We start from the raw sequence: 22,338 nt of genomic DNA, 5'->3' as shown, positions 1-22,338 counted from the left end.
TCATTCCCATAGTCTTTATTCTCTACTTTTCGTTCTGAACTATTCATTTGCTTCAGTTAGAGATAAATATAAATTTTCCTTGGATCTTCTATTTTTCTTTTATAATTGACATAATAGACTTATCTCCTTTAGATTTTAATATATAAAATTATCTAACATGTTAATATAAGCATCACCTTTAGAACAATTATTAATTTGATTTTTACCTAAAGTTTCTTCCCATCATTCCACCATATCCCCCCATCATTCCTCTGTCTCTGTAGGAGCCCATCATCCCATAACCACTCCCCCATCTATTGCTATAATTATAGTTATCACTTCTGTAAATGCTATTGATATTAGTTTCTCTTAACACTTTGTTTCCACCTAAATAAATATTAGGCACTAGATAAGTTGCAAATAGCAATACTGAAAGGATTAACACCCCAGACCATAAAAACTTTCTTGATTTCATAATTACACCTCTTTTTGTTTTGCTTGATTTAATTGCTATGGATATATGCTACAAATAAATTGTGGAGGAATTATGTAAGACGATAATTTTCTAAATATAGTCAAGTTAATAGAAAAACCACAGCAACACGTTATTTTTAATTAGTGTATGTTGCTGTGGCTTAATTCTTATTTTTAACATTTAATTATTTTTATCCTTTACTTGAAAAGTTTGGTTAAAGTGCTGTTTAAATCGTCTATTGCAGTTTCATCATTTCTTTTTATGATATCTTCTATACAAGAATTAATATGATTTTGCAAAATTATTTTAGCCGTACTATCAAGTGCAGATTTCGCAGCTGATATTTGGGTAAGTATATCATTACAATCTCTATGATTCTCTGTCATACGTTTAATTGCTTCAACCTGACCTGAAATTCTTGACAATCTATTTATTATTACCTTAGTTTCATTAGTCGTTAATTCCTTCATATAAGTTCCTCCAACTATAATTTATAGTAATTTTCTTTAATTATAATGTTGTATACGGTAGTAATTAGTAACCCTGCTATATGGATGTATTATCCTTCATTTATAAAGGTTTTATTATATAATTTTAAGTTTGTTTAAAACTATTGATAGTAGAATGTATAATTCAAAAAGTTTATCTTTTCGCCTAATATCTTATCTTTAAATTATGAAGGAATTATGGAAGTATATATGGTATTATATTGTAGTTTAAAAAAATAAGCCCAACAAATAAATGTTAGACTTATTTTTAAAATACCATATGCAGAATAATTTCAGTGTATTTCTTTATGTTTTATAGGAGTTTGCTTTCTAATCTTGGTCCATTATAAACTCCCCCAAGATTTATTGAATTGTATTTAACAATCATTTCATTGGAACATCTTTATATACAATAGTAGTAAACATACCACCAGTAGGTTTTGTCATATTATTAGTCATATGATGAGGTATATGGCAGTGGAATGGCCATATTCCCGGATTATTAGTAAAAAATTCAACATCCCAAGTCTCGCCAGATGCTACGTGTATTGTATTTTTTCTCATCCTATTGCGTGGCTCTATAGTATTTCCGTCAGCTGCGGATACCATAAATTGATGACCATGAATATGAATAGGATGACCATTTTCCATAGCATTTCCTAGTCTTATCTTTATATTTTCACCGCATTTTACTTCTAATGGAGTGGTAAAAGGAAATGCTCTGCCGTTCATTGTAAAGAAATTGAAGTCATGTGAATGGGGATCTATTTCATATTTACCCGGTTTTACTACTCCCATAGGCAATCCTTCAACTTTAAATTCCTGAAGCATAATAAAATAATCTCTATCTGTTTTTAAATCATAAGGGTCTAATATTATTAAGCCTCCCATCAGTCCCATCATCTGTTGAGTATGTGATATATGATGGGTATGATACATATGAGTTCCAGGTGGATTAACTATTTTAAATCTGTAATCAAAATAGCGTCCAGGTTCAATTTTGGGTGATGGCTGTACATCTGGCACACCATCCATAACAACAGGTACATCTAACCCGTGCCAATGAACACTAGTTGGTTCAGATAGTTTATTATAAACCCTAAAGTTAACATAATCACCGGGACAAACTTGAATAGTTGGTCCTGGTGTGCTTCCATTGTATCCCCAAGCTTTTATAAATAATCCTGGGAGCAGTTCTCTCTCAACTTCTTCAGCCACTAACTCAAAATACTTAACTCCTTTTATCTCCTTATAAGGAAGGTTATGAAGATCAGGCGTTATGACCATTAATCAACTCTCCTAAATATTATTTTCATTTATTATTATATGTTAGATTATAAATCATTGGTACAGAATCCTATTGTATATAAATTTATAAATTATTCTTCATATTTCCTTCACAATCTTAAAATATAATAAAGTCACTGAGAGGAGAGATGATAATAATGATGTTTTTACCGTTAGTAATTCTAACTATTTTTATAGTTCTTTATGTAAGTCCTTCTGAGAATAATCTAAACTACAGAAAAGTCAGAAGGTCTGATAGTGCATTAGACATTTTAGGCAGAAAATACGCTAATGGGGAAATCTCTGAAGATGAGTATTTAAAGAGAAGATCCATATTAAATAGTTAAATATTAATTTTATAAATAAATCCCCCCCTTCTATGGAGTGTTTACTTAAGAGTAGATACTCTTTTTTTCTTCATATAATCTTTACATATAAGTGATAATATTATTTAATAATTAATATCTCTTTAATGAAGGAGTTGATTATAATAAGCGATTTTACAATTCGATTTTATCAAATTCTTAATATTTTAAGTCAAAGTATTAGTACACCTTTAATTGAATTAAGTAAGGATACAAGTATTCCTATGATATCAGTATTCTTACTTGGTGTTTTAGGCTCTACAGCTCCCTGCCAAATCACTACTAACTTAGGAGCTATAGGTTATCTTTCAAAAGATTCAAATGATAAAAAGAAAATTATTAACAATACCGTATGGTATATTTCTGGTAAACTAGTTATGTTCTTGTTATATGGTATTTTAATAGCGGTATTTAATATTCAGTTACAGCAAGCTTCAATACCAGTATTTAAATTCACAAGGAAGTTTATAGGCCCTTTGGTTATTCTTATTGGTCTATATATTCTAGGTGTTATTCATTTAAGAGGTTCCTTAGGTAATTCTTTATCCTATAGAATTGAAAAGTACCTTAATAACAATAATAAATTTAATTCTTCTTTTATTCTAGGTGTTGTTTTCTCGCTTGCATTTTGCCCAACACTATTTTGGTTGTTCTTTGGATTAGCAGTGCCAATTACCATAAAAGCCTCCGGTGGATTTTTATTGCCTGTAATCTTTGCTGTAGGTACAACAATACCAATGCTTATAATAATCTTTTTATTGCTTTTAGGTAAAGGTGATGGTAAATCCTCAGTAAAGCTAGTAAGAAAACTTCAGAACTTCTTGAGAATTTTGGGTGGTTTGATTCTTTTAGCAATTGGTTTTATAGACACCTTAATATATTGGTTTTAGCTATGCCTTAAATTGATAAGTAATAGAAGATATTTATTTTTTCCATTACAAAAACACAATATCCTAGCTTTAACACTAGAACATTGTGTTTTTAAAATTAGGTATTATTTTATTTAGAAACCACCCATCATATTATTGTAAGTTCTACTGTTTGCTCCCCTACCAGGTATGGACCCCATTGAATTATGCATCTCAACCATACCTTCTCTACCTATGGACTCCATCATTTGAGCCATATAACCATATCCATTATTTTTCATAATTTCAATCATCTTATCATAATCTTCCTGTGATAGAGTATTCATATAGTCATTCATTGCATCAAAATCCCCAGTTTGCATATATCTAGCTGCATCTTTAAAACCATTATCTCTCATTATATTAGTCATATTCTTATAAACATCTTTAGATTGGTTATTGGCGCTATTTTCATTATACTTAGCAGTATCGATATTACTATTTATTTTTACAGCACTACTGTCCACTGTTTTTGAGACTGTATTAATAATATTTTCTTTTTCCTTAGCTTGATCATTTACTTTAACGGTGCTGGTATTACTACTTGCCTGTCCATCATTTTTAAGTGATATATTCCCATTATCTATAATTACTGGGTTAGTATTTACTGCTGCAATTTGCTGATTTGCCTTAAAGCTATCATCAACACCTTTTGCAAAGGCAACTCCTCCTATTGTTCCTGCAGAAATTACTACTGCACTCAGCACAACTAATATTGAATTTTTCATAACATTTCCTCCTCGTATAATAAGTTTATAGTCAGTTAAATGACTGCCATAAACTTATTTATTTTTATATTTTGGTATAGATAAGAACGTGTCTGTGTTTTTCTGTGGGGATTCTCCCAATTCAGTAGTTGATATCTAGTCTGCGTCCTATCTATACAAATTTCACTAACCATTTATAAAGGAATTTCCTAGTGCTAAAATAGTCCTAACGGACATTAGCGAAGGTTACTGCTTCATTCCTCCTGCAAAGCATATTGCTATTGCCTGTTTAGCTTGCAGCCTGACCAAAGCATCATATTCTGCTTACACAAATGTTGCATCTCTATTCGTAGCCACCAGCAAGGTATTTCGTCTGGATGAATGCTGATTACGCGAGGTTGCAGTCAGTGCTTTGGATTAGGATAATTCCTTTCTAATTTCCTCATTACTTTCGAAAGGTGGTGATTTCATGAAGAAAGCAGATTACTTATCAACTCTATTTGTTGGTATCGATATTGGTGCGAGACAAAATGTTGTCTCTGCAATTAACTTTGAACAGGAATTTTTAATTAAAATGAAACCTGTTCCTAACACACAACCTGGTGCAGATCAACTAGAATCCATGCTTGTCAAGATACTAGAAAATAGTGCGTTTAAGACTGTCATAATTGGTCTTGAATCTACTTCATTTTACGGAGTACATATAGCCAATTTTTTATCTGCAAGTGAAAAACTTATGCCTTATAAACCCTATGTCTACTGCTTGAATCCTAAGGAAGTTGCTAATTACAAGGATTCCTTTAATGCCCTTGATAAAAATGACGGCATTGACTCTTTTGTTATTGCTGACTTTGCAAGAGTGGGCAGGATTCATACTGAGCCTTGGCGTGGTTCTCAATACCTCGCCCTACAAAGGCTTACAAGACACAGGCTTCATATAGTTGAATGCTTAACAAGAGAGAAGACATATATGTTATCCAATGTATTTCTCAAGTTCAGCGAATTCGCTTTATTACAGGGTGATGAACATCCTTTTTCTAATAAATACGGCGCTACCGCTTCCTCCATCCTGACGGATTTTTTATCTTCTGAAGACATTGCAAATGCGTCTATAGAAGAACTTGTTGAATTCGTCAATACAAAGAGTCGAAAGAGGATTTCTGATCCTCAGATGACCGCTGAGGTCCTTCAACAGGCTGCCCGTAATTCATATCGCCTTGATAAATGCTTGTATGAGCCTCTAACAACCTCAATTGCATGCTCTTTTAACTGTATTCAGGCTTTTGAGAAAGAGTTGAGTACTATTAATAGAGCCATAGAGAAAGCCGTTATGGGAATGAACCCTGTGGAATACCAAATTCTCTTGTCAATCCCTGGCTTTGGTCCTGTTTATTCCAGTGGCATTCTTGCAGAATTAGGCAGTGCACAGGCATTCCCTAATAATGATGCTATTGCTAAATATGCTGGAATCGTGTGGAAAGAAAATCAGTCTGGTAGCTTCAAGGCCGAAAATACACCCATGAACAAAGCAGGTAACCGTTACTTGCGATACTACCTGATAGAAGCTGCCGGAAGTGTCATAAGGCACATTCCTGAGTATCAAGAGTTCTATCAAAAGAAATTTGCTGAAGTAACTACTCATCAGCATAAACGAGCACTCGCACTAACATCTCGTAAAATGATTCGCATGATTTTTGGATTGCTGGCTAAAAATCAGCTCTACTCTTCAAATAGGGTAGATTAACTCCATACCCCCAAAACATACGTTCTGGGCGAACTGTATGTTTATTAAGGTTACCCTTTTTTCCAAAAATCATTTTATTTTCTTTTCACTTTGCTCTTGACATATTACCAAATTGCTATAATTTTAAATTAGATTTTTAATATTGGTCTTTTTTATCTATCTTAAACTATTTCATTGTTAAAGTATTTCTCATTGCTTTATATTGCTCCTCATCTATTTCACCAGATGCAAATCGCTTGTTTAACAATTGTAATGAATCACCATTTTTAATTGAGCTATCATTAGTGATAATTTTATAAACAGCAAAAGCAGCCAAAACCATCACTACGATGGATATAAATCCAAATACGCCTCCTCCCATCATATTGTAACCATATCCCCCCATCATATTTCCATATCCGTATCCCATCATTTTATCTATCTCCTTTCATTTGTTTGTCTCTGTGCTTATATAGTAGTCTAGAATTGTGGAGTAATTATGAAGCTATAAAAATATATTTTATTTTTATGTTCACTTTTCTATTTTTCAAATTAATCAATAATCGTTTCTACAATACTTATTTATGTATAATTAATAATCCATAATCAAACTCAAATTATTTCCATAATATGTTAACAATTTATTTACCTTTTTCTCAATTCTCTTCATATAATCCACATATCTATTTTATATACTTTTATTATTGTCTATAAAAATAAACCTTTTTAACTATCAGTTACATATTGGGAGGTTGTATATGAGCATTAGGAAAGAAAAATTTAAAGTGTACGAAATGACCTGTACATCTTGTGAAAATCGGGTTGAAAAAGCTTGTAAAAAGGTAGGTGGTGTGCTAAATGCAAAGGCTAGCTATAGTGGACAATTTGCAGAAGTTGAATACGATGATGAATTATGCAGCATAAATAAAATTAAAACTGCGATTAAGTCTGCTGGATACACTACAGAAAGTTCAAATGACTATAAGTTTATGGGAATACTTATAGTAGTAGCTGCTATTGTACTTCTTGGTATAAACACTAGTGGTTTTGATATGGAAGCAAAATTGAAAAACGCTTCTTATGCTGTTTTGTTTGTAGTTGGTATGCTTACATCAATTCATTGCGTGGGTATGTGCGGGGGTATAATGCTTTCACAAAGCTTATCAAAGGAAAGCAAGAATAAGTTTGAAGCCATGGAACCCGCAATTTTATATAATATAGGAAGAGTTGTATCTTACACTATATTAGGTGGTATAATTGGTGCCCTTGGATCAGTGTTTACTCTTTCAATTACCGCCCAAGCAGGTATGCAAATATTTGCAGCAGTATTTATGATAATGATGGGCTTTAATATGGCTGGATTCAGTATATTTAGAAAATTTAGCATTAAACTTCCACATGCCGCATGCAAAGTTAAAAATAAATCTGGTTCTCCTTTTATAGTTGGACTTTTAAATGGACTTATGCCTTGTGGACCGCTTCAAACAATGCAGCTGTTTGCATTAGGTACAGGCAGTGCTGTTAAAGGTGCGTTGTCTATGTTCATGTTTGCTATAGGAACAGTACCATTAATGCTTACCTTTGGAGCTATTTCAGGTATATTAAGTAAAGGTTATACAAAAAAAATTCTTAAATTTAGCGGTGTACTTATTATAGTTCTTGGTCTTATTATGGGAAATAGAGGCCTAGCTCTAACGGGAATGAGTATTAATCCATTAACTTATATATCTAACTATTTAGCTAGTTCAGATAATACAGGAACTACAGAGAATAATAAAACTTCATCCTCTTCTTCAAATGCAAATAAAGCAATCTTAAAAGATGGTGTACAAGTTTTGAATATGACTGCTAGTGGTAGAGGATACACCCCTAATGTTTTATATGTACAAAAAGGAGTCCCTGTTAAATGGGTAGTTAATGCAACTCAGCTAACTTCATGTAATAATGCTATAGTAATTCCTTCTCTAAAGAAACAACAAAAGCTTAAGAGTGGTGAAAATATAATAGAGTTTACTCCTGGAGATAAGGATCTAAGTTTTAGCTGCTGGATGGGAATGATACGTGGTACTATTAAGGTTGTAGATGATCTCGGTTCCGTGGCTTCTTCAAGCAGCAGTTCTTCTGATGGACCATCTGAGCAATCTAAGCCAAGTATTTATGGCAATGATATTAGTAAGGTGCCTACTGATAGATTAGTAAAAAAAGCACAAGTTTCAAAAAATAATCAAATCATAAAAATAAAAGGAACTGGTTATGAATTAGAACCTCTGATAGTTGTAGTTAATAAGGGAATAAATACTAAGATGTCCCTGGACTTAACTTCTTTTGATTATTATGATAGCGACTTTTCTATAGTAGATGCAAATACTGGAGCTATTGTAAAGGAGTTTACCGGAAAGAAAGGTATAGTTGATATTGACTTTACTATAAATAGTTCAGGAGTATATGCACTATTAGTTAATCAAGATTTATTAGGAGTAGTTGAAGCTGTTGATGACATAAAAACTGTGAATCTTGAAGAAATTAGAAACAAGTATATAAGATGAAAATCCCCATAAATATTTAAATAAATATTTCTAAAAAGACATGTATTGATTTGTAAGATATGCATGTCTTTTCAACTTTATTTTTAAAATACTCATCCCTGTGATGGGTAACTTTACCTAAGTCATCTTCACATTATCTACATAAATATATCTTATAATAGTCATTAAATATACTAAAACAAACATACACAAAATGCACAATACACACATCCTTAGTTAATTTAACTGTAGAGCAAAAAGCCTATTTTAAGCGAGGTGATAACAATTAAATAATATAAAAGGCCTGAGGTATCAGGCTTTTTATATTATTTAGATATACGTATTCGTTCTATATTTATATTGTCTTCATAATTTCTCCACAATTCGATATTATAATATAAGTACAGTCAGTTAGTTAATCACCCATCCTTACATTAACTAATTGAAAATTTTTTTTTCAAAGATATATCCCCAAACCCAATTTTATTTAAAGAAGTCTGTTCCACCAAACAGACTTCTTTTATTTTCATAGTACCCATTTCCAGTAAAATCCTAGTATAAAAATCCCTCTCTTCATATTGTCTACATAATTCTAGTTTATAATTCTATTGTCGTTGAGATTTATTTTCAAAGTATCTCATTAATGATATTAAACTATAAAAGCCTAATGCTTTTGCAGCGGAGGATATATACTTGGGGTGAATCATATTTATGTAGGGAAATCCTCTTCCCGAACCCGTCAACTAACTTCGCAGGCTCAAAGGAGGAAAAACATATGAACAAAAGATTTATTGCCTATTATTTATTAACGCTGAGCTTAACTGTACCTTCCCAATTAGCGTTAAGAAATCTTCAAACTGTTTCTGAAACCAAACCAGTTGAGTACGTATCAGCTAAACAGGATACTCAGATGATTGAGGATAATTTATTATTAACTCAGCAACAAAAAATATTAGAGGAAAAGAAACAAGAAGAAACTAATGTGAAGGAATCTACCCTTGCCACAGTAGCTGTAAACTCAGTTTCTACAAATAAAGAAGTTAAAACTACACCTTCTTTATCAAGAGGAGGCACAGGCTTAACTAAGCCTCAGCCTCAAACTAAAACCACTGAAAAACCTGCAGAAAAAAAGCAGCCTGTTAAACAAACTACTGTAAGCAGTAGCACTGCTCAAAAGAAACAAAGTACATATTCTTCAAATGTAGAGCTTGTTGATTGGTGGAAAAGTGGACGAACTGTTTTCTCTGTTGGAACAGTAGCTGAAATTAAAGACGTTTATACAGGAAAAACTTTTATGGCTAAAAGAACTATGGGCACTAACCATGCCGATACCGAAGCTTTAACTAAGAAAGATACTGATATAATAAAAAGCATATGGGGTGGATTTTCATGGGCTAGAAGACCTGTAATCCTAACTATAAATGGTAAGAGATATGCTGCTTCTATGAGTGCTATGCCCCATGCTGGTTTAGATTCACAGCCAGCTTATGCTGTAGTTAATAACCGTTCTGATGGATATGGCAGAGGTGAAAATCTTGATGTTATAAAAGGAAATGGCATGGATGGACATTTTGACATACATTTTTTAAATAGTACACGTCATAAAGATGGACAAGAAGATTCTCAGCATCAGGCTGCTGTATTAAAAGCAGCAGGAAAATAAATATAGATATATAGTAAATAATAATCCTAGTTATTTTTATTGCTAGGATTATTTTAGTATTTGTAGAATATAAAACTGGAGATTGATGAAATGCAGATTATAACAAATATACTCATTAAATACGGTATACTTGGAATTGCAATTGCTGGATTTTCCGAAGCCGTTTTGTTACCAATGCCTATGGAATTTATATTTATACCTATTGTTTTATTAGATACATCTAAAGCACTTTTATACTCTATTACATTAATAGTATTTTCTGCCTTCGGTTCCATAGCTGGATACTATGCAGGAAAATTGTTAGGCACTCCTCTATTAAATAAGTTAATTTATAAGGATAAGTTTAATAAAATTAAAGAAATGTACTCTAAAAATGCATTCTTAACTATTTTGACTTCATCCTTTACACCAATACCCTATGAAGCCTATGTTATATCTGCTGGTGCGTTCAATATTAATTTGTCACTATTCATGACTGCCTCAATTTTAAGTAGAGTTATAAGATACTTACCTCAAGGTATTCTTATATACTTATTTGGAGATGCGGTTTTATCATATATAAAAAGTTATACTATATTTGCAGGGATGTTAGTATTCATACTATTCCTTGTATTTAAATATTATTTTAAAATGAAGAAAAGTTCCAAAAGCTAAAGCTTTAAAGAGGATAGAATTATTATAAAACCATAAAAAGAGCACTGATATCACTATCAATGCTCTCAAAAATTATAGTATTTCTATTCCTACAACCTCATAGCCTGCATCATCTATTGCAAATTTAATATCCTTATCTTCAATATCTACAGTTGCTTCTATTATTGCTGTTTTTGATGCCAAGTTAACCTCAACATTAGTTACTCCATTAAGTTCACTCAATGCCTCCTTAACATGATTTACGCAATGTCCACAGCTCATTCCTTCAATTAATATCTTCTTTTTCATTTTGGTTCCCTCCATTTAGTTATATTTATTTAAAACAACTATATAAGAAGTTATCTTCTTATATAGTCAATTATTTATATAATTACTTAGCAGGTTTAAAGCCCTTCAATCTTAAAGCATTTAATAAAACTGAAACTGAGCTGAAGCTCATGGCAGCTGCTGCAATAATTGGATTTAATTTGGGACCGCCAAAGATGTACAGTATTCCCATTGCTACCGGTATTCCAAGGATATTGTAAGCAAATGCCCAGAATAAGTTTTCTTTTATATTTAATATAGTCTTCTTACTTAGTTGAATTGCAGTTGGCACATCCATTAAATCACTTCTCATAAGAACTATATCTGCTGATTCCATAGCAACGTCTGTACCTGAACCTATTGCTATACCAATATCTGCTTGAGCAAGTGCTGGCGCATCGTTTATACCATCACCAACCATGGCAACCTTCTTGCCTTCTGCTTGAAGTTTTTTAACCTCATTTGCCTTATCCTGTGGTAGAACTTCTGCTAAAATTCTGTCTATTCCAACCTGCTTAGCTATAGCTTCTGCAGTTCTCTTATTATCACCAGTAATCATGGCAACTTCTATACCCATCTTATGCAGCTGTTCAATTGCTTTCTTACTGTTTTCTTTAACAGTATCTGCTACAGCTATTATACCAGCTATCTTATTGTCTATAGCTACGTACATTGGAGTCTTGCCTTCTCCTGCAAGTTTATGTGAAGTCTCTTCTAGATTTTCCAGTGATATATTGCTTTCAACCATAAGTTTTCTGTTGCCTAATAGAATATCTTTACTATCTATTTTAACTTCTATTCCATGCCCTGGTATAGCCTTAAAGAAATCAAGTTTCTTAAACTCAAGCTCTTTTTCTTCAGCACCTTTAACTATAGCTTCTCCAAGAGGATGCTCAGACCCCTTTTCTGCTGATGCGGCTAATTGCAATAATTCATTTTCTGTTATACCATTTGTAACTACTATGTCTGTTACCTTTGGTTTTCCTTCTGTGATTGTACCTGTTTTATCAAATACTATTGTCTTTACCTTATGAGCAGTTTCAAGTGCCACACCACTCTTTATTAAAACACCATACTCTGCACCCTTTCCTGTACCAACCATAATTGCTGTTGGTGTTGCAAGTCCTAAAGCGCATGGGCAGGCAATAACAAGCACCGATATAAATATTGTTAAAGAGAATACTCCTGTTTCTCCACCAAACCAATACCAGGCAGCTGCTGAAAGAACAGCAATTGATATAACCACTGGAACAAAGTAACCTGAAATAATATCTGCCATTTTAGCAATTGGAGCTTTAGAACCTTGAGCATCTTCTACTAGTTTTATAATCTGTGCTAAGGCAGTATCTTTACCAACTCTAGTTGCTTTATACTTTATAGAACCATTTTTATTTATACTTGCACCGATAATCTTATCGCCAATATTCTTCTCTACTGGCATACTTTCTCCTGTAAGCATAGATTCATCAACAGAAGTGATACCTTCTACTACTTCACCATCTACAGGCATCTTTTCACCTGGCTTAACTACGATTATATCTCCTACTTCAACTTCTTCTATAGGAGTTTCAACTTCTTTACCATCTCTTATAATGATAGCTGTCTTAGGAGCGAGTCCCATTAGTTTCTTAATTGCCTCAGAAGTTTTTCCCTTTGTAACTGCTTCTAAATACTTTCCTAGAAGTATAAGTGTAATAATAACACCTGCTGCCTCAAAGTATAAATCATAGGCATAGTCTACGTTACCGCCATATATTTGTATTATAGCAAAAATACCATATAAAAATGCTGCTGAAGTACCTATGGCTATAAGAGAATCCATATTAGGACTACCTTTAAACAAAGACTTAAATCCTACTGTAAAGAACTTATATCCAGCTACTATAACAGGTAATACAAGGATTAATTGTATCATCCCAAAATTTCTAGAATTTTTCATAGGATCTATAATATCAGGTAAATGGAAGCCTAACGGTTCACCAAACATATGTCCCATAGTTATAACTAAAAGTGGAACTGTGAAAATTGCTGATATAACAAACTTCTTCCAAAGAGTCTTTATTTCTCTTTCTTTTCTTTCCTTATCAGCATCTACGGTAGTTTCTTCCTCTACAGCCTTATAACCTGCCTTTTCTACGGCTTTCTTTATATCTGATATTCTTACTTTTAAAGGGTCATAGCTGATATTTAATTTTTCAGTTGCAAAGTTAACATTAGACTCCATAACACCATCAAGCTTCTTAGTAACTCTCTCAATTGTTTTAGCACAGGCTGCACAAGTCATACCTTGTATTTTAAGCGTTTTAGCACTAGACTCAACTATAGCCTTATATCCTGCTTTTTCAATAGCAGTCTGAATATCTCCTAAGGATACCTTTGTTTCATCAAAGTTTATATTAAGTTTTTCAGTAGCAAAATTCACATTTGCCTCAGTAACTCCTTGAAGTTTCTTGGATGCTCTCTCCACTGCCTTTGCACAAGCAGCACAGGTCATCCCCTCTATCTTAAGACTCTTTTCCAATCTTAATCCCTCCTGTATTCTTTAATAGTACGTAAAGATTATTAATCTTTACGCCTCCTAAAATAAATTATTTATTTTTATTAAAACCTTTGTTACTAATGTTTGTAGTTTTATTTAAATCGCAACAATCAAGTTTACCAGCGCCAAAGGTTTTATTATTTTCTTCTTCAATTTTTTTAATAAGCTTTTTTAGAAACTTAAACATATAAATCGCCTCTTTTAAATCTATTTTTGAATAATCTTTTCTAAAATATCTATTATTTCATCTATTTTTTCTTCACCTTTATCGTGTATTACAGCTTCTTTTACACAATGGTGTATATGCTGTTTTAGTATTAGCATATTGGCTTTCTTTAAAAGGGCTTGTGCTGCAATAATTTGATTTGATATATCGACACAGTATCGCCCTTCTTCAATCATCTTGATAATACCTTCAATTTGGCCTTTTGAGGTTTTAAGTGACACCAAAGCTTTATTTCTTTCTTCGTTCATAATTTCTCCTTTACTAGTTTCGCTATTGTAATTATAAAAATATTTTACCTATTATTAGAGAATTTAATAATTTATTATTTAACCACCCCACATGGCGGGGGAGGTTAAATAATAAATAAAAAAGAACTTATTTCTTAATGTCATATATCTTTACTATTTGATCTGGATTTGCTCCCATTCCCATATCATCACTACTTGCTTCTTTAAAAACCCAACCACTACCTTCAAGCTTGTTTAGATCTAATCCTGCTTTAACTAATGGTTCAGCCTTTAAAACGAATATCATGTCAGCATCATTTAAACCTAGCTTCTCAGTCCATTGTACTTCATTACCATCACCCAGTTTTAAGCCAAAGTGTTTCTGATCCTCATGATACTTTATCATTTCTGAATTTGCTTTAAGAAGTCTTCTCATAGAATCCTCTGATCCGCTTGAGGTTTCTTTTTTATCACTAACATTGTATGGCTTTATCAAACGATTAGGAAGTTCTTTTCCCATATCATCTTTTCCTGCTGGCTCATACAGCCATTCACTTTTATCTAACTTGTTCACATCTAATCCTGCTTTAACTAACGGATCTGCAAGCATTACCATAGCAAAGTCTGCTTTGTTTGCGGACATATCCTTGCTCCATTCAAACTTTTCTCCTGTAGGAAGCTCAAACCCCCAATGTTTAAGTGACTCATGAAATCCCTTTTTATCAGGATAAGCCTTAACTATTTCATTTATAGCGTTAAGTGCATTATCGGCTTCTTTACTTCCAGTTACTTTTCTGCTGCATCCAGCAAAAGATATCAGCATTGCTGTAGAAATAGTTAATGCAAGTATTTTCTTTTTACTATTCATAAAATTATATCCCCCCTTGTATGTATTTTATTGCTTTACACATACAATAATAATCAAATCTTATGAAGACTGTATGAAGAAATAAATAAATTCAAATATTTTTTATTTCTTCATACAATTTCTAGTTAAAGTTTCTTACTATTAACCTTGTACAAAATAAAATACAAATACAGAAATAGCAATTAGAGTAATTAAATATACTACCAAAGTGCTTGATTTTATTTCGTTTACTTCTAGCTTCTCAACTATATCTCTATTTCTACCTAGAAGCACTTTATACACGATTAATGCAATAACTATTAAAATCAGACTTAATATGTGTGAAATCGAAAATGGACCCCATACAACAGGATTTATTCTGAAGAATTCAACTATACCTCTTATTATTGGAAAAGCAATTAAATAAATTATGAATAGCTCTCCCTCAAACCTCTTCTTATAACTTCTCTTCCATAGTATTACAAATAATATATAATCCAAAACAAACTCATATACTTGTGCTGGATGCAATACTTGTCCATTGTAATTGATAGCCCATGGCATTATGCTAGCCATAGGTTTACCGAAAACATCACATCCTACTCTACCTATACCTTGTGCAAGCGGAAGAGCCATAACTGTAATATCTGCAAGTTTTAAAAATGATATCTTACTTTTTCTTGAGTATATATACCCTGCTAAAATTGCTGCAAAAATACCTCCATGTATAGATAATCCTCCTTCATCTATTTTTATAATTTCAGAAGGGTTATTAAAATAGTAGGATGGATTATAGAATAAGATATAGAAGAGTCTTGCTCCTATAACCCCAGATACTACAACTATCATTATTAAATTTAGCATTGTATCTTCATTTATTCCTCGTTTTTCTGCTTGCTTAATTGCAAATATACTGCCTGCAATTATACCTAAGGCTATCATTACTCCAAAAAAGTATATATGAATTGGTCCAAAACTAATAAGTTCTTTCATCACTTAACTTCCTTTCATCAATTATTTATTTCTTTATCAAAACTAATAATAAAAATGCTACCTTTACCTTCTTCACTTTTTACATCAATAGTTGCATAGTGAAGTTGCAAAATATTTTTTACAATTGTTAATCCAATACCACTACCTTCAATTTGGTGTCGGCTCTTATCTCCTCTATAAAGTCTTTCAAATATAAAGGGCTGGTCTTCTCTTTTAATACCTATACCACTATCTTTTACTTCTACTATATATTTTTTATCTGTACTATAAAGTTTCAAATCAATTTTTCCATTTTCCTCTGTAAATTTAATTGCATTAGATAGTAAATTGATAAATACTTGTCTTAGCTTATCCTTATCACCGGTTATAATATATTTTTCACCAGGTTCTAGATTATAAGACAAATTAATTTTTTTATTTTCTGCTGCAACGTAAAAGTCTTTACTTATATCTTCTAGTAGCTCATCAAGAAATACAGTCTCAAAATTAAGTTTAATACTTTCAGATTCAAACTCTTTTAGTACATTTAGATTATTTAATAGTCTACCAAATCTGACTACTTCCTGATTAAGATAATTTAGTCTGTCTGCAGTTACTGGAAAAACACCATCTATCATAGCCTCTAGATTATTTTGCAGTATATTTAGCGGAGTTCTAATTTCATGTGATATATCAGAAACCAATCTCTTTCTAAGATTATCTTGATGTTTTAATTTTTCAGCGAGGATATTAACACTTTTTCTTAAGTTTTCAAGTTCTTCAATATTACTTTCTGTACTAGACTTTGCATTAAAGTTTCCTTTTGACAAACTGACAGACATATTTGCCACCTCCTTAATAGGGATAGAAAATTGTTTAGAAAAGTAAAGACTAATTGTAACAATAATGACAAGGGTTAGTATTCCACTGGCAATAATGCTTTTGTTTATAGATGCCTTGAAGTTTACATCTTCTTCAGATAAAAGAACAGATGAGTATTGTCCTATTTCAACATATCCCACTATTTTTCCATCAGATTTTATTTCAAAAGTTCTGGCATTATAAACTCCAGTATCCTTTGTCATCATTGTATCTAAATGTAGGTTATTTTTTATTTCATTTGGATCCATACCCCATATAGTTTTTTTGTTACTATCCATAAGTGTTAAGCAATAATTTCCCATATACGCTTCATGCATTAATTCTACACCTGAGTATTCAGTCCACTTCCCTTGTTTCTTATATACTTCTTCAAAGTAAGATACTATTCTTTCATATCTTTTATTTTGAATATCTATCATATATTGATTAAATTTATTATTAATTGTTAAGTTTACAAATAGTGTAATTAGCAAAATAGCTGCAATGGAGCATGTAAAAAACAAAATACTTAATCTTCTTCTTATTGTTTGCAATTAGCTCTCACCACCAAACTTATAACCTACCTTCATTACTGTGATTATATATTTTGGATTCTTAGTATCTTCTTCTATCTTCTTACGGATATTTTTTATATGAACATCAATAGTTCTATCATATCCTTCAAAATCCATTCCAAAAACCTTATCTATTATCTGTTCTCTTGATAATACTTTACCTTTATTTACTACAAGAAAGTATAATAAATCAAACTCGTTAGGGGTAAAAGATACCTCTTGCCCTTTTACTTTTACCATTCTTTTCTCATAATCTATAATTAAATTTCCATCATCAAAAGTAAAGTTAGAAACTTCCTTCTCTTCATTTAATCTTCTAAATAAAGCATTAACCCTTGCTGTTAGCTCTCTCGGACTAAAAGGTTTTATAAGGTATTCATCTGCGCCGATGTTTAGCCCTTCTATCCTATCATTTAACGCTGCCTTTGCTGTTAACATAAAAATATGAACATTAGAGGTTTGACGGATTATCTTACATATTTCTTCTCCGCTGATATCTGGAAGCATTAAATCTAAAATAACTAAATCAAAATCATTTGATTTAAAAATTTCTATACCTTTTAATCCTTTGCTGGAAGAATAAACCTTGTATCCTTCTTTCTCTAGATATGCCTTTAATACATCTGAAACGCTTTGCTCATCTTCAATTATTAAGATGCTATTCATCTACATATCACCTCTATTCAGTTATTGTTATTATTCAAAATATCTAAGTAATTTATCTATTATGATTTGATTATAGCAACTTAATTTAAAGATAATATGAAGATTTATGATAAATATCTTTTAATAATGTCCTAAAATAGCAAAAAATAAGAGACAGATTTAACTCTGCCTCCTACTACATAACTCTTCTTGCTGTAATATAATCTGGTCTATCATAAGGTGAAACCTTCACAACATCACCAGTTCTTGGTGAGTGAATATACATACCGTTTCCTACATATATACCCATATGACTTGGACTTCCACCTGTACCATAGAAAACTAAATCTCCAGGTTTCAATTCATCTCTTGAAACGGGATAACCATCATTTATTTGATTATAAGTAGCTCTTCCAAGATTTATTCCAAAATGCTTGTACACATACTGAGTAAAGCCTGAACAATCAAAACCTGATGGTGTTGTTCCACCCCACTTGTAAGGTGTACCTAGAAAATTTGATGCATAAGCAACCACTGCATTACTCGAAACTGATACAGCACCTCTAGATGGTGTATATTTAGGAGTTGAACTTCTTATTGCTTCTATTTGTCTTAATGTTTCATTTAACCTAGACTGAGATTCATTTACTGTAGCCGCTAATAATCTTTCCTGTCTTTCTGCCTCTTTAATTAGTTCGTTTTGCTCATCTTTACTCGATTTTAGATTGTCCATCTTTTTATCATTCTCATTATTTATCGAAATTAATTGGTTGTTTTGATCAATCAATTTTGTTTTTTTATTATTTAATTCTTCTTGCTTTATCTTTATATTTGTAGTAATCTTTTTGTCTAATGCAATAATACTTTTTACTGCTTCTATTCTTGACAGGAAGTCATTAAATCCTGTAGAACCTAAAATAATATCTATATATCCATCAACTCCATTTATGTACATGGCTCTCATTCTCTTATTAAATAAGTCTTGTTCTCTTTTTAAATTCTCCTCTGATTCTTTTAAATCTTTCTCTGCATTCTTAATATCAGTTTGTATGTTTACAATCTTCTTTTTATTGTTTTCTATCTCATCCATAACTTCTTCAATTTGGTTGTCTAAATTTTCTATCTTTTGCTCAATTTCAAATCTCTTGTCTTGTGCCTCTTTCAGCTCGTTCTTATCTGCTTGTAGTTGTTGACGTTGAGTTTGTACTTGTTCATCTGCTGGTGCTGCAAGTACTGGTCTACTTATTGCGGCAAATACTGCAAGAACTAATATGAAAACTTTTAACTTATTTTTCATCACCTTTTCTCCTTAGATTTTAAACCTATTTCTTTATTATATTATATAGTTTTATTAAGCTACTATCTATGATTATGTCTTGTTTTATCACCACTGCAGCATCCGCAATCCCCCGATGATTTTTTCCTAAAATTTCTATAAACCATATAAGTAGCGAATGTAATTATTCCTGAAGCAATAATAATTTCAATAGCCATATAATTTAGCTCCATCTTAATTAATAATAATTCATTACTTTATAAGATATATACTCTTAGTTAAGCATTATAACAGTAAAATGTGTAGAACATATGAAGAAATCGCAGTTTTCCCTAAGGTGGTTTCTATGTATGTTCCTATGTAGCTTTTTTCAACTAAAATTTATTTATTAAATTTACTTAATAATAATGTTAATCTCAGTGTCAAAAATAGGCTATTATTTTGTAATGATGTAAATATTTTATTAACTACTTCATTTAAGTTTGCATCAAGTATAGCTATCATTTATAATATAGAGGAATTTGCTGAATCTACATAATGTAGAGTGGGGGATTAAAAACCTGGGGTGAATCATAATGAAGGTAACTCTATAGCCTAACCCGTCAACTAACCTCGTAAGCATGATAGATGAGGAACTTTATGTTCAAAAGAAAAAATCTTGTCTACAGTGCTGTTGTAATTTTAGCAACAGCATTAACCGTTACATCATTGATGGGCACTAATAAAAAGGAAGGTACAAATGACCAAATCAATAATATAGTCTTGACTGATCAAGTTAAAGAAACGGCTGAATTGGATACATCCTCTCAAGAAGATGTTATTACAGCTGATGTTGAAAATCCACCAACTAATTCAGCAGTAACAAATAAGATAAAGATTAATACATATACAGTTAAAACAGGTGACTCCTTAGAGAGTATTGCAGCCGCCTATAATGTTAAAGTGAATACTATTGCTGAATCAAACAAACTATCTCTAAATGCAACATTAACAGAAGGGCAAGTGTTAGAATTTCCTTCTATAGATGGAGTCTTGTATAAAATACAAAGTGGTGAAACACTTTGGGACTTAGCTTTGTTAAATAAAGTTGATTTTAATAAAATAGTTGAGATAAACGAACTTGAGGCACCTGAAAAACTAAAATTAGGTCAAAAAATAATTATACCTGGTGTAGATAAGGTAAAACCTTTGGCTTCTAATACCACAACTAGCACTAAGAAGAGTTCAGCTTCTAATAAAACACTAAGTCGTGGCGGGTCTATACCTACTATCATAAGTGCTTCTTTACCTGTTCAAGGAAAGCTTTCATCAAAATATGGACCTCGATGGGGAAGACAACATGCAGGAATTGATATCGCAGCCCCTACTGGCACTGATGTTTTTGCTTCTATGGATGGGAAAGTAACTTTCAGTGGCTGGGATGATGGTGGATATGGCAACCTTGTGATTATAGACCATGGGAATGGTCTTCAAAGTTACTATGCTCATAATTCAAAACTTTTAGTTGAAAAAGGTGAATATGTTAATAAAGGTACTCAGATTGCTGATGTAGGAAATACAGGAAACTCTACCGGTCCACACTCTCACTTTGAAATTAGAAAAAACGGCTCACCTGTGAATCCATATACTTATATAAAGTAGAAATATAATTAAGCTCAAAAGCACCCTTAAACGCAAAGCTTACAAGGGTGCTTTTAAGGTTGATTTTAATCATAATCGTGTAATATAAAAGTCACAACAATCACTTCCTTTACCTAATGTGGTAGGTCGTTCAAGTTTACATTTTGCAAAGCTCATTGTAATATAATCGGTTACACATAAAGATGATATAATCTCAGGTACACCTTCACTTTTACATAGAAAACAAAGCCCACATTTGGTAAAAACGATGTGAGTTAAGTTGGGATTTTCCTTATCCTTTACTTCTACCTGCCAATTAGTAGGGTATTTATCTTTATTTTTCTTGCACCATTTTCCTGCTTGTTCGATTTTATTTTTATAATTTACTGAAAGCAAATCTACTTTACTCATATGCTTTTTCATATAATGGAAGTTCTTAAGCCCTTCTGAGATTATTCCATCTAATTCAGTAATGCTGAGTTTATCTTTTGTATTCTTATATAAAGCTATAATGTAAGCTCCCATTAAATAACTCCCCATAAATAAGTTCTTTCTTCCTCCAATATCAGGGGAACGTTTTATTATTGCTCTGTATTCATTGTGAATTTTTTTAGATAATACTTTCATGTTATCTTTAGAATAATATTTACATAGTTGTTCTTTAACAACGCCACGTAAGATTATTGGATAGACGTAAGCCATTATAGTCATTTTCACTTTTATTCATCTCCTTAAAATATTGTTGCATTATATACTGGAACTCTTGTATAGATTATCTATAAAAAACAAATTTCTCGCTTACGGTTAAGAAGTTTACCATGACCATATACGAAAATTAACTAATATTTTTTAAGAATAAAAATCTTGTACGTACCACCTAAAATACTCTTTCGCTCTTCTATAATTTTTAGATTAATATTTCCAAGAATATCAGAAAATCTTCTGTTTATATCTGTCCCTAGTAACTTGGTTATATTATTTAGAAGTTTTCTCACGAAAGTAGGTTCTTCTTTATCTTCTATGAATTTGTCAAATACTGCTATCTTACCTTCATCTTTTAAAACTCTATATGCTTCGCCTAAACACTTGTTTCCATCAGGGATAACTGAAAGAATTAGATTTAAAACTACATAATCAAATTGGTTATCATTAAAATCTAAATTTTGACCGTCCATGTTTAATATTTTTATATCTTTTAAATGTAAGTCTTTTGCCTTAATTCTTGCTACATCAAGCATTTCTTCTGTTATATCTACTCCTATTACACTAACACCTTCCGGTATAAACCTTAAATCTTCTCCGGTTCCAATCCCAATAAATAATACTTTATCGCCGCTTTTAAGATTAAGCATAGAAATTTCTGTTTCTCTTTGCTTGTTAATATACTGACTTCCAAAGAACATGTCGTATTTGCCAGCCCACCTCTTATATATTTTTTTATTATTTAAATTATTCATTGATTATCACTCC

General features: G+C 31.7%; 24 protein-coding genes and 2 riboswitches. Of the genes, 7 read left to right on the top strand and 17 right to left on the bottom strand.

The genetic code is table 11. The features are described from left to right. Positions 1 to 202 precede the first annotated feature (202 nt). From C1I91_RS14840 to C1I91_RS14830, 3 genes are all read right to left on the bottom strand, one after another. Entirely contained in the window at positions 203 to 454 is a 252-nt protein-coding gene (locus tag C1I91_RS14840) for a hypothetical protein (protein WP_128213559.1), read from the bottom strand. A gap of 197 nt (positions 455 to 651) precedes the next feature. Beyond that, a complete protein-coding gene (locus C1I91_RS14835) occupies positions 652 to 924 on the bottom strand; it encodes a metal-sensitive transcriptional regulator (protein ID WP_128213558.1) in 273 nt (90 codons plus the stop codon). A gap of 402 nt (positions 925 to 1,326) precedes the next feature. Then, positions 1,327 to 2,229 (bottom strand): multicopper oxidase family protein, encoded by a 903-nt coding sequence (locus tag C1I91_RS14830; protein ID WP_128213557.1) that lies wholly within the window; start codon positions 2,227 to 2,229, stop codon positions 1,327 to 1,329. A 158-nt stretch (positions 2,230 to 2,387) separates the two neighbouring features. Between C1I91_RS14830 and C1I91_RS14825 the strand changes: the two genes are divergently transcribed. Together C1I91_RS14825 and C1I91_RS14820 are read left to right on the top strand one after the other, a co-directional pair. Then, positions 2,388 to 2,576, top strand: a complete 189-nt coding sequence (locus C1I91_RS14825; protein WP_047002065.1) for an SHOCT domain-containing protein — start codon at positions 2,388 to 2,390, stop codon at positions 2,574 to 2,576. Between the two features lie 125 nt (positions 2,577 to 2,701). Beyond that, entirely contained in the window at positions 2,702 to 3,484 is a 783-nt protein-coding gene (locus tag C1I91_RS14820; RefSeq protein ID WP_081316942.1) for a cytochrome c biogenesis CcdA family protein, read from the top strand. Positions 3,485 to 3,597: 113 nt separating this feature from the next. On the opposite strand, the gene C1I91_RS14815 is transcribed toward C1I91_RS14820, so the two are convergent. Then, a complete protein-coding gene (locus C1I91_RS14815) occupies positions 3,598 to 4,230 on the bottom strand; it encodes a hypothetical protein (protein WP_128213555.1) in 633 nt (210 codons plus the stop codon). A 448-nt stretch (positions 4,231 to 4,678) separates the two neighbouring features. On the opposite strand from C1I91_RS14815, the gene C1I91_RS14810 reads away from it, so the two are divergent. Continuing rightward, positions 4,679 to 5,953: an IS110 family RNA-guided transposase gene (locus tag C1I91_RS14810; protein ID WP_128213554.1), complete on the top strand. Its 1,275-nt coding sequence runs from the start codon at positions 4,679 to 4,681 to the stop codon at positions 5,951 to 5,953. 166 nt (positions 5,954 to 6,119) lie between these two features. Here C1I91_RS14810 and C1I91_RS14805 read toward each other — a convergent pair whose 3' ends face one another. After that, the gene (locus C1I91_RS14805; protein WP_128213553.1) at positions 6,120 to 6,365 is read right to left on the bottom strand and encodes an SHOCT domain-containing protein; all 246 of its coding nucleotides are present in this window, start codon (positions 6,363 to 6,365) and stop codon (positions 6,120 to 6,122) included. 325 nt (positions 6,366 to 6,690) lie between these two features. On the opposite strand from C1I91_RS14805, the gene C1I91_RS14800 reads away from it, so the two are divergent. From C1I91_RS14800 to C1I91_RS14790, 3 genes are all read left to right on the top strand, one after another. Further along, on the top strand, positions 6,691 to 8,478 hold the full coding sequence (locus tag C1I91_RS14800) for an urease accessory protein UreH domain-containing protein (RefSeq protein ID WP_128213552.1): 1,788 nt from the start codon (positions 6,691 to 6,693) through the stop codon (positions 8,476 to 8,478). A 630-nt stretch (positions 8,479 to 9,108) separates the two neighbouring features. Next, positions 9,109 to 9,230, top strand: a riboswitch (cyclic di-AMP (ydaO/yuaA leader). Positions 9,231 to 9,232: 2 nt separating this feature from the next. Further along, a complete protein-coding gene (locus C1I91_RS14795) occupies positions 9,233 to 10,120 on the top strand; it encodes a hypothetical protein (RefSeq protein WP_128213551.1) in 888 nt (295 codons plus the stop codon). Positions 10,121 to 10,210: 90 nt separating this feature from the next. After that, positions 10,211 to 10,774 carry a YqaA family protein gene (locus C1I91_RS14790; protein ID WP_128213550.1) on the top strand — a complete coding sequence of 188 codons (564 nt, stop codon included), beginning with the start codon at positions 10,211 to 10,213 and terminating at the stop codon, positions 10,772 to 10,774. A gap of 72 nt (positions 10,775 to 10,846) precedes the next feature. Here C1I91_RS14790 and C1I91_RS14785 read toward each other — a convergent pair whose 3' ends face one another. From C1I91_RS14785 to C1I91_RS29930, 10 genes are all read right to left on the bottom strand, one after another. Then, on the bottom strand, positions 10,847 to 11,062 hold the full coding sequence (locus C1I91_RS14785) for a heavy-metal-associated domain-containing protein (protein WP_047002070.1): 216 nt from the start codon (positions 11,060 to 11,062) through the stop codon (positions 10,847 to 10,849). Positions 11,063 to 11,144: 82 nt separating this feature from the next. After that, on the bottom strand, positions 11,145 to 13,574 hold the full coding sequence (locus tag C1I91_RS14780) for a heavy metal translocating P-type ATPase (protein WP_238476044.1): 2,430 nt from the start codon (positions 13,572 to 13,574) through the stop codon (positions 11,145 to 11,147). A gap of 94 nt (positions 13,575 to 13,668) precedes the next feature. Then, positions 13,669 to 13,806: an LDCC motif putative metal-binding protein gene (locus C1I91_RS28220; protein WP_164880545.1), complete on the bottom strand. Its 138-nt coding sequence runs from the start codon at positions 13,804 to 13,806 to the stop codon at positions 13,669 to 13,671. Positions 13,807 to 13,826: 20 nt separating this feature from the next. After that, on the bottom strand, positions 13,827 to 14,093 hold the full coding sequence (locus tag C1I91_RS14775) for a metal-sensing transcriptional repressor (RefSeq protein WP_128213548.1): 267 nt from the start codon (positions 14,091 to 14,093) through the stop codon (positions 13,827 to 13,829). 127 nt (positions 14,094 to 14,220) lie between these two features. After that, the gene (locus tag C1I91_RS14770) at positions 14,221 to 14,940 is read right to left on the bottom strand and encodes a hypothetical protein (protein ID WP_047002072.1); all 720 of its coding nucleotides are present in this window, start codon (positions 14,938 to 14,940) and stop codon (positions 14,221 to 14,223) included. 141 nt (positions 14,941 to 15,081) lie between these two features. Next, positions 15,082 to 15,912 (bottom strand): prolipoprotein diacylglyceryl transferase, encoded by an 831-nt coding sequence (gene lgt / locus C1I91_RS14765; protein WP_128213547.1) that lies wholly within the window; start codon positions 15,910 to 15,912, stop codon positions 15,082 to 15,084. Between the two features lie 17 nt (positions 15,913 to 15,929). After that, on the bottom strand, positions 15,930 to 17,306 hold the full coding sequence (locus C1I91_RS14760) for a sensor histidine kinase (RefSeq protein ID WP_128213546.1): 1,377 nt from the start codon (positions 17,304 to 17,306) through the stop codon (positions 15,930 to 15,932). Then, a complete protein-coding gene (locus tag C1I91_RS14755; protein ID WP_128213545.1) occupies positions 17,307 to 17,993 on the bottom strand; it encodes a response regulator transcription factor in 687 nt (228 codons plus the stop codon). A gap of 175 nt (positions 17,994 to 18,168) precedes the next feature. After that, positions 18,169 to 19,269 carry a C40 family peptidase gene (locus C1I91_RS14750; protein ID WP_128213544.1) on the bottom strand — a complete coding sequence of 367 codons (1,101 nt, stop codon included), beginning with the start codon at positions 19,267 to 19,269 and terminating at the stop codon, positions 18,169 to 18,171. Positions 19,270 to 19,331: 62 nt separating this feature from the next. Further along, positions 19,332 to 19,415: a hypothetical protein gene (locus C1I91_RS29930; RefSeq protein WP_238476043.1), complete on the bottom strand. Its 84-nt coding sequence runs from the start codon at positions 19,413 to 19,415 to the stop codon at positions 19,332 to 19,334. Positions 19,416 to 19,760: 345 nt separating this feature from the next. Then, positions 19,761 to 19,885, top strand: a riboswitch (cyclic di-AMP (ydaO/yuaA leader). Between the two features lie 2 nt (positions 19,886 to 19,887). Here C1I91_RS29930 and C1I91_RS14740 point away from each other — a divergent pair. Next, positions 19,888 to 20,889 carry a M23 family metallopeptidase gene (locus tag C1I91_RS14740; RefSeq protein WP_164880544.1) on the top strand — a complete coding sequence of 334 codons (1,002 nt, stop codon included), beginning with the start codon at positions 19,888 to 19,890 and terminating at the stop codon, positions 20,887 to 20,889. A 69-nt stretch (positions 20,890 to 20,958) separates the two neighbouring features. On the opposite strand, the gene C1I91_RS14735 is transcribed toward C1I91_RS14740, so the two are convergent. Beyond that, positions 20,959 to 21,579, bottom strand: coding sequence for an L-2-amino-thiazoline-4-carboxylic acid hydrolase (locus C1I91_RS14735; RefSeq protein ID WP_238476042.1), 621 nt, complete (start codon positions 21,577 to 21,579; stop codon positions 20,959 to 20,961). A gap of 128 nt (positions 21,580 to 21,707) precedes the next feature. Further along, positions 21,708 to 22,325 carry a class I SAM-dependent methyltransferase gene (locus C1I91_RS14730; protein WP_128213540.1) on the bottom strand — a complete coding sequence of 206 codons (618 nt, stop codon included), beginning with the start codon at positions 22,323 to 22,325 and terminating at the stop codon, positions 21,708 to 21,710. Between the last annotated feature and the right edge of the window lie 13 nt (positions 22,326 to 22,338).

Source organism: Clostridium manihotivorum (assembly GCF_004015185.1).
Taxonomy (GTDB): Bacteria; Bacillota; Clostridia; order Clostridiales; family Clostridiaceae; genus Clostridium_AR; species Clostridium_AR manihotivorum.
Note: the sequence above shows the minus strand (reverse complement) of the source record. Positions and strands in the feature narration are given on the sequence as shown.

Bases quoted from the DNA above. Each gene is read 5' to 3' on its own strand.
- C1I91_RS14840 (WP_128213559.1), bottom strand. From the start codon at position 454: ATGAAATCAAGAAAGTTTTTATGGTCTGGGGTGTTAATCCTTTCAGTA.
- C1I91_RS14735 (WP_238476042.1), bottom strand. From the start codon at position 21,579: ATGACTATAATGGCTTACGTCTATCCAATAATCTTACGTGGCGTTGTT.
- C1I91_RS14810 (WP_128213554.1), top strand. From the start codon at position 4,679: ATGAAGAAAGCAGATTACTTATCAACTCTATTTGTTGGTATCGATATT.
- lgt (WP_128213547.1), bottom strand. From the start codon at position 15,912: ATGAAAGAACTTATTAGTTTTGGACCAATTCATATATACTTTTTTGGA.
- C1I91_RS14780 (WP_238476044.1), bottom strand. From the start codon at position 13,574: ATGACCTGTGCTGCTTGTGCAAAGGCAGTGGAGAGAGCATCCAAGAAA.
- C1I91_RS14740 (WP_164880544.1), top strand. From the start codon at position 19,888: ATGTTCAAAAGAAAAAATCTTGTCTACAGTGCTGTTGTAATTTTAGCA.
- C1I91_RS14730 (WP_128213540.1), bottom strand. From the start codon at position 22,325: ATGAATAATTTAAATAATAAAAAAATATATAAGAGGTGGGCTGGCAAA.
- C1I91_RS28220 (WP_164880545.1), bottom strand. From the start codon at position 13,806: ATGTTTAAGTTTCTAAAAAAGCTTATTAAAAAAATTGAAGAAGAAAAT.
- C1I91_RS14820 (WP_081316942.1), top strand. From the start codon at position 2,702: ATGAAGGAGTTGATTATAATAAGCGATTTTACAATTCGATTTTATCAA.
- C1I91_RS29930 (WP_238476043.1), bottom strand. From the start codon at position 19,415: ATGGTTTATAGAAATTTTAGGAAAAAATCATCGGGGGATTGCGGATGC.
- C1I91_RS14775 (WP_128213548.1), bottom strand. From the start codon at position 14,093: ATGAACGAAGAAAGAAATAAAGCTTTGGTGTCACTTAAAACCTCAAAA.
- C1I91_RS14785 (WP_047002070.1), bottom strand. From the start codon at position 11,062: ATGAAAAAGAAGATATTAATTGAAGGAATGAGCTGTGGACATTGCGTA.
- C1I91_RS14755 (WP_128213545.1), bottom strand. From the start codon at position 17,993: ATGAATAGCATCTTAATAATTGAAGATGAGCAAAGCGTTTCAGATGTA.
- C1I91_RS14835 (WP_128213558.1), bottom strand. From the start codon at position 924: ATGAAGGAATTAACGACTAATGAAACTAAGGTAATAATAAATAGATTG.
- C1I91_RS14795 (WP_128213551.1), top strand. From the start codon at position 9,233: ATGAACAAAAGATTTATTGCCTATTATTTATTAACGCTGAGCTTAACT.
- C1I91_RS14830 (WP_128213557.1), bottom strand. From the start codon at position 2,229: ATGGTCATAACGCCTGATCTTCATAACCTTCCTTATAAGGAGATAAAA.
- C1I91_RS14790 (WP_128213550.1), top strand. From the start codon at position 10,211: ATGCAGATTATAACAAATATACTCATTAAATACGGTATACTTGGAATT.
- C1I91_RS14805 (WP_128213553.1), bottom strand. From the start codon at position 6,365: ATGATGGGATACGGATATGGAAATATGATGGGGGGATATGGTTACAAT.
- C1I91_RS14750 (WP_128213544.1), bottom strand. From the start codon at position 19,269: ATGAAAAATAAGTTAAAAGTTTTCATATTAGTTCTTGCAGTATTTGCC.
- C1I91_RS14800 (WP_128213552.1), top strand. From the start codon at position 6,691: ATGAGCATTAGGAAAGAAAAATTTAAAGTGTACGAAATGACCTGTACA.
- C1I91_RS14815 (WP_128213555.1), bottom strand. From the start codon at position 4,230: ATGAAAAATTCAATATTAGTTGTGCTGAGTGCAGTAGTAATTTCTGCA.
- C1I91_RS14770 (WP_047002072.1), bottom strand. From the start codon at position 14,940: ATGAATAGTAAAAAGAAAATACTTGCATTAACTATTTCTACAGCAATG.
- C1I91_RS14825 (WP_047002065.1), top strand. From the start codon at position 2,388: ATGATGTTTTTACCGTTAGTAATTCTAACTATTTTTATAGTTCTTTAT.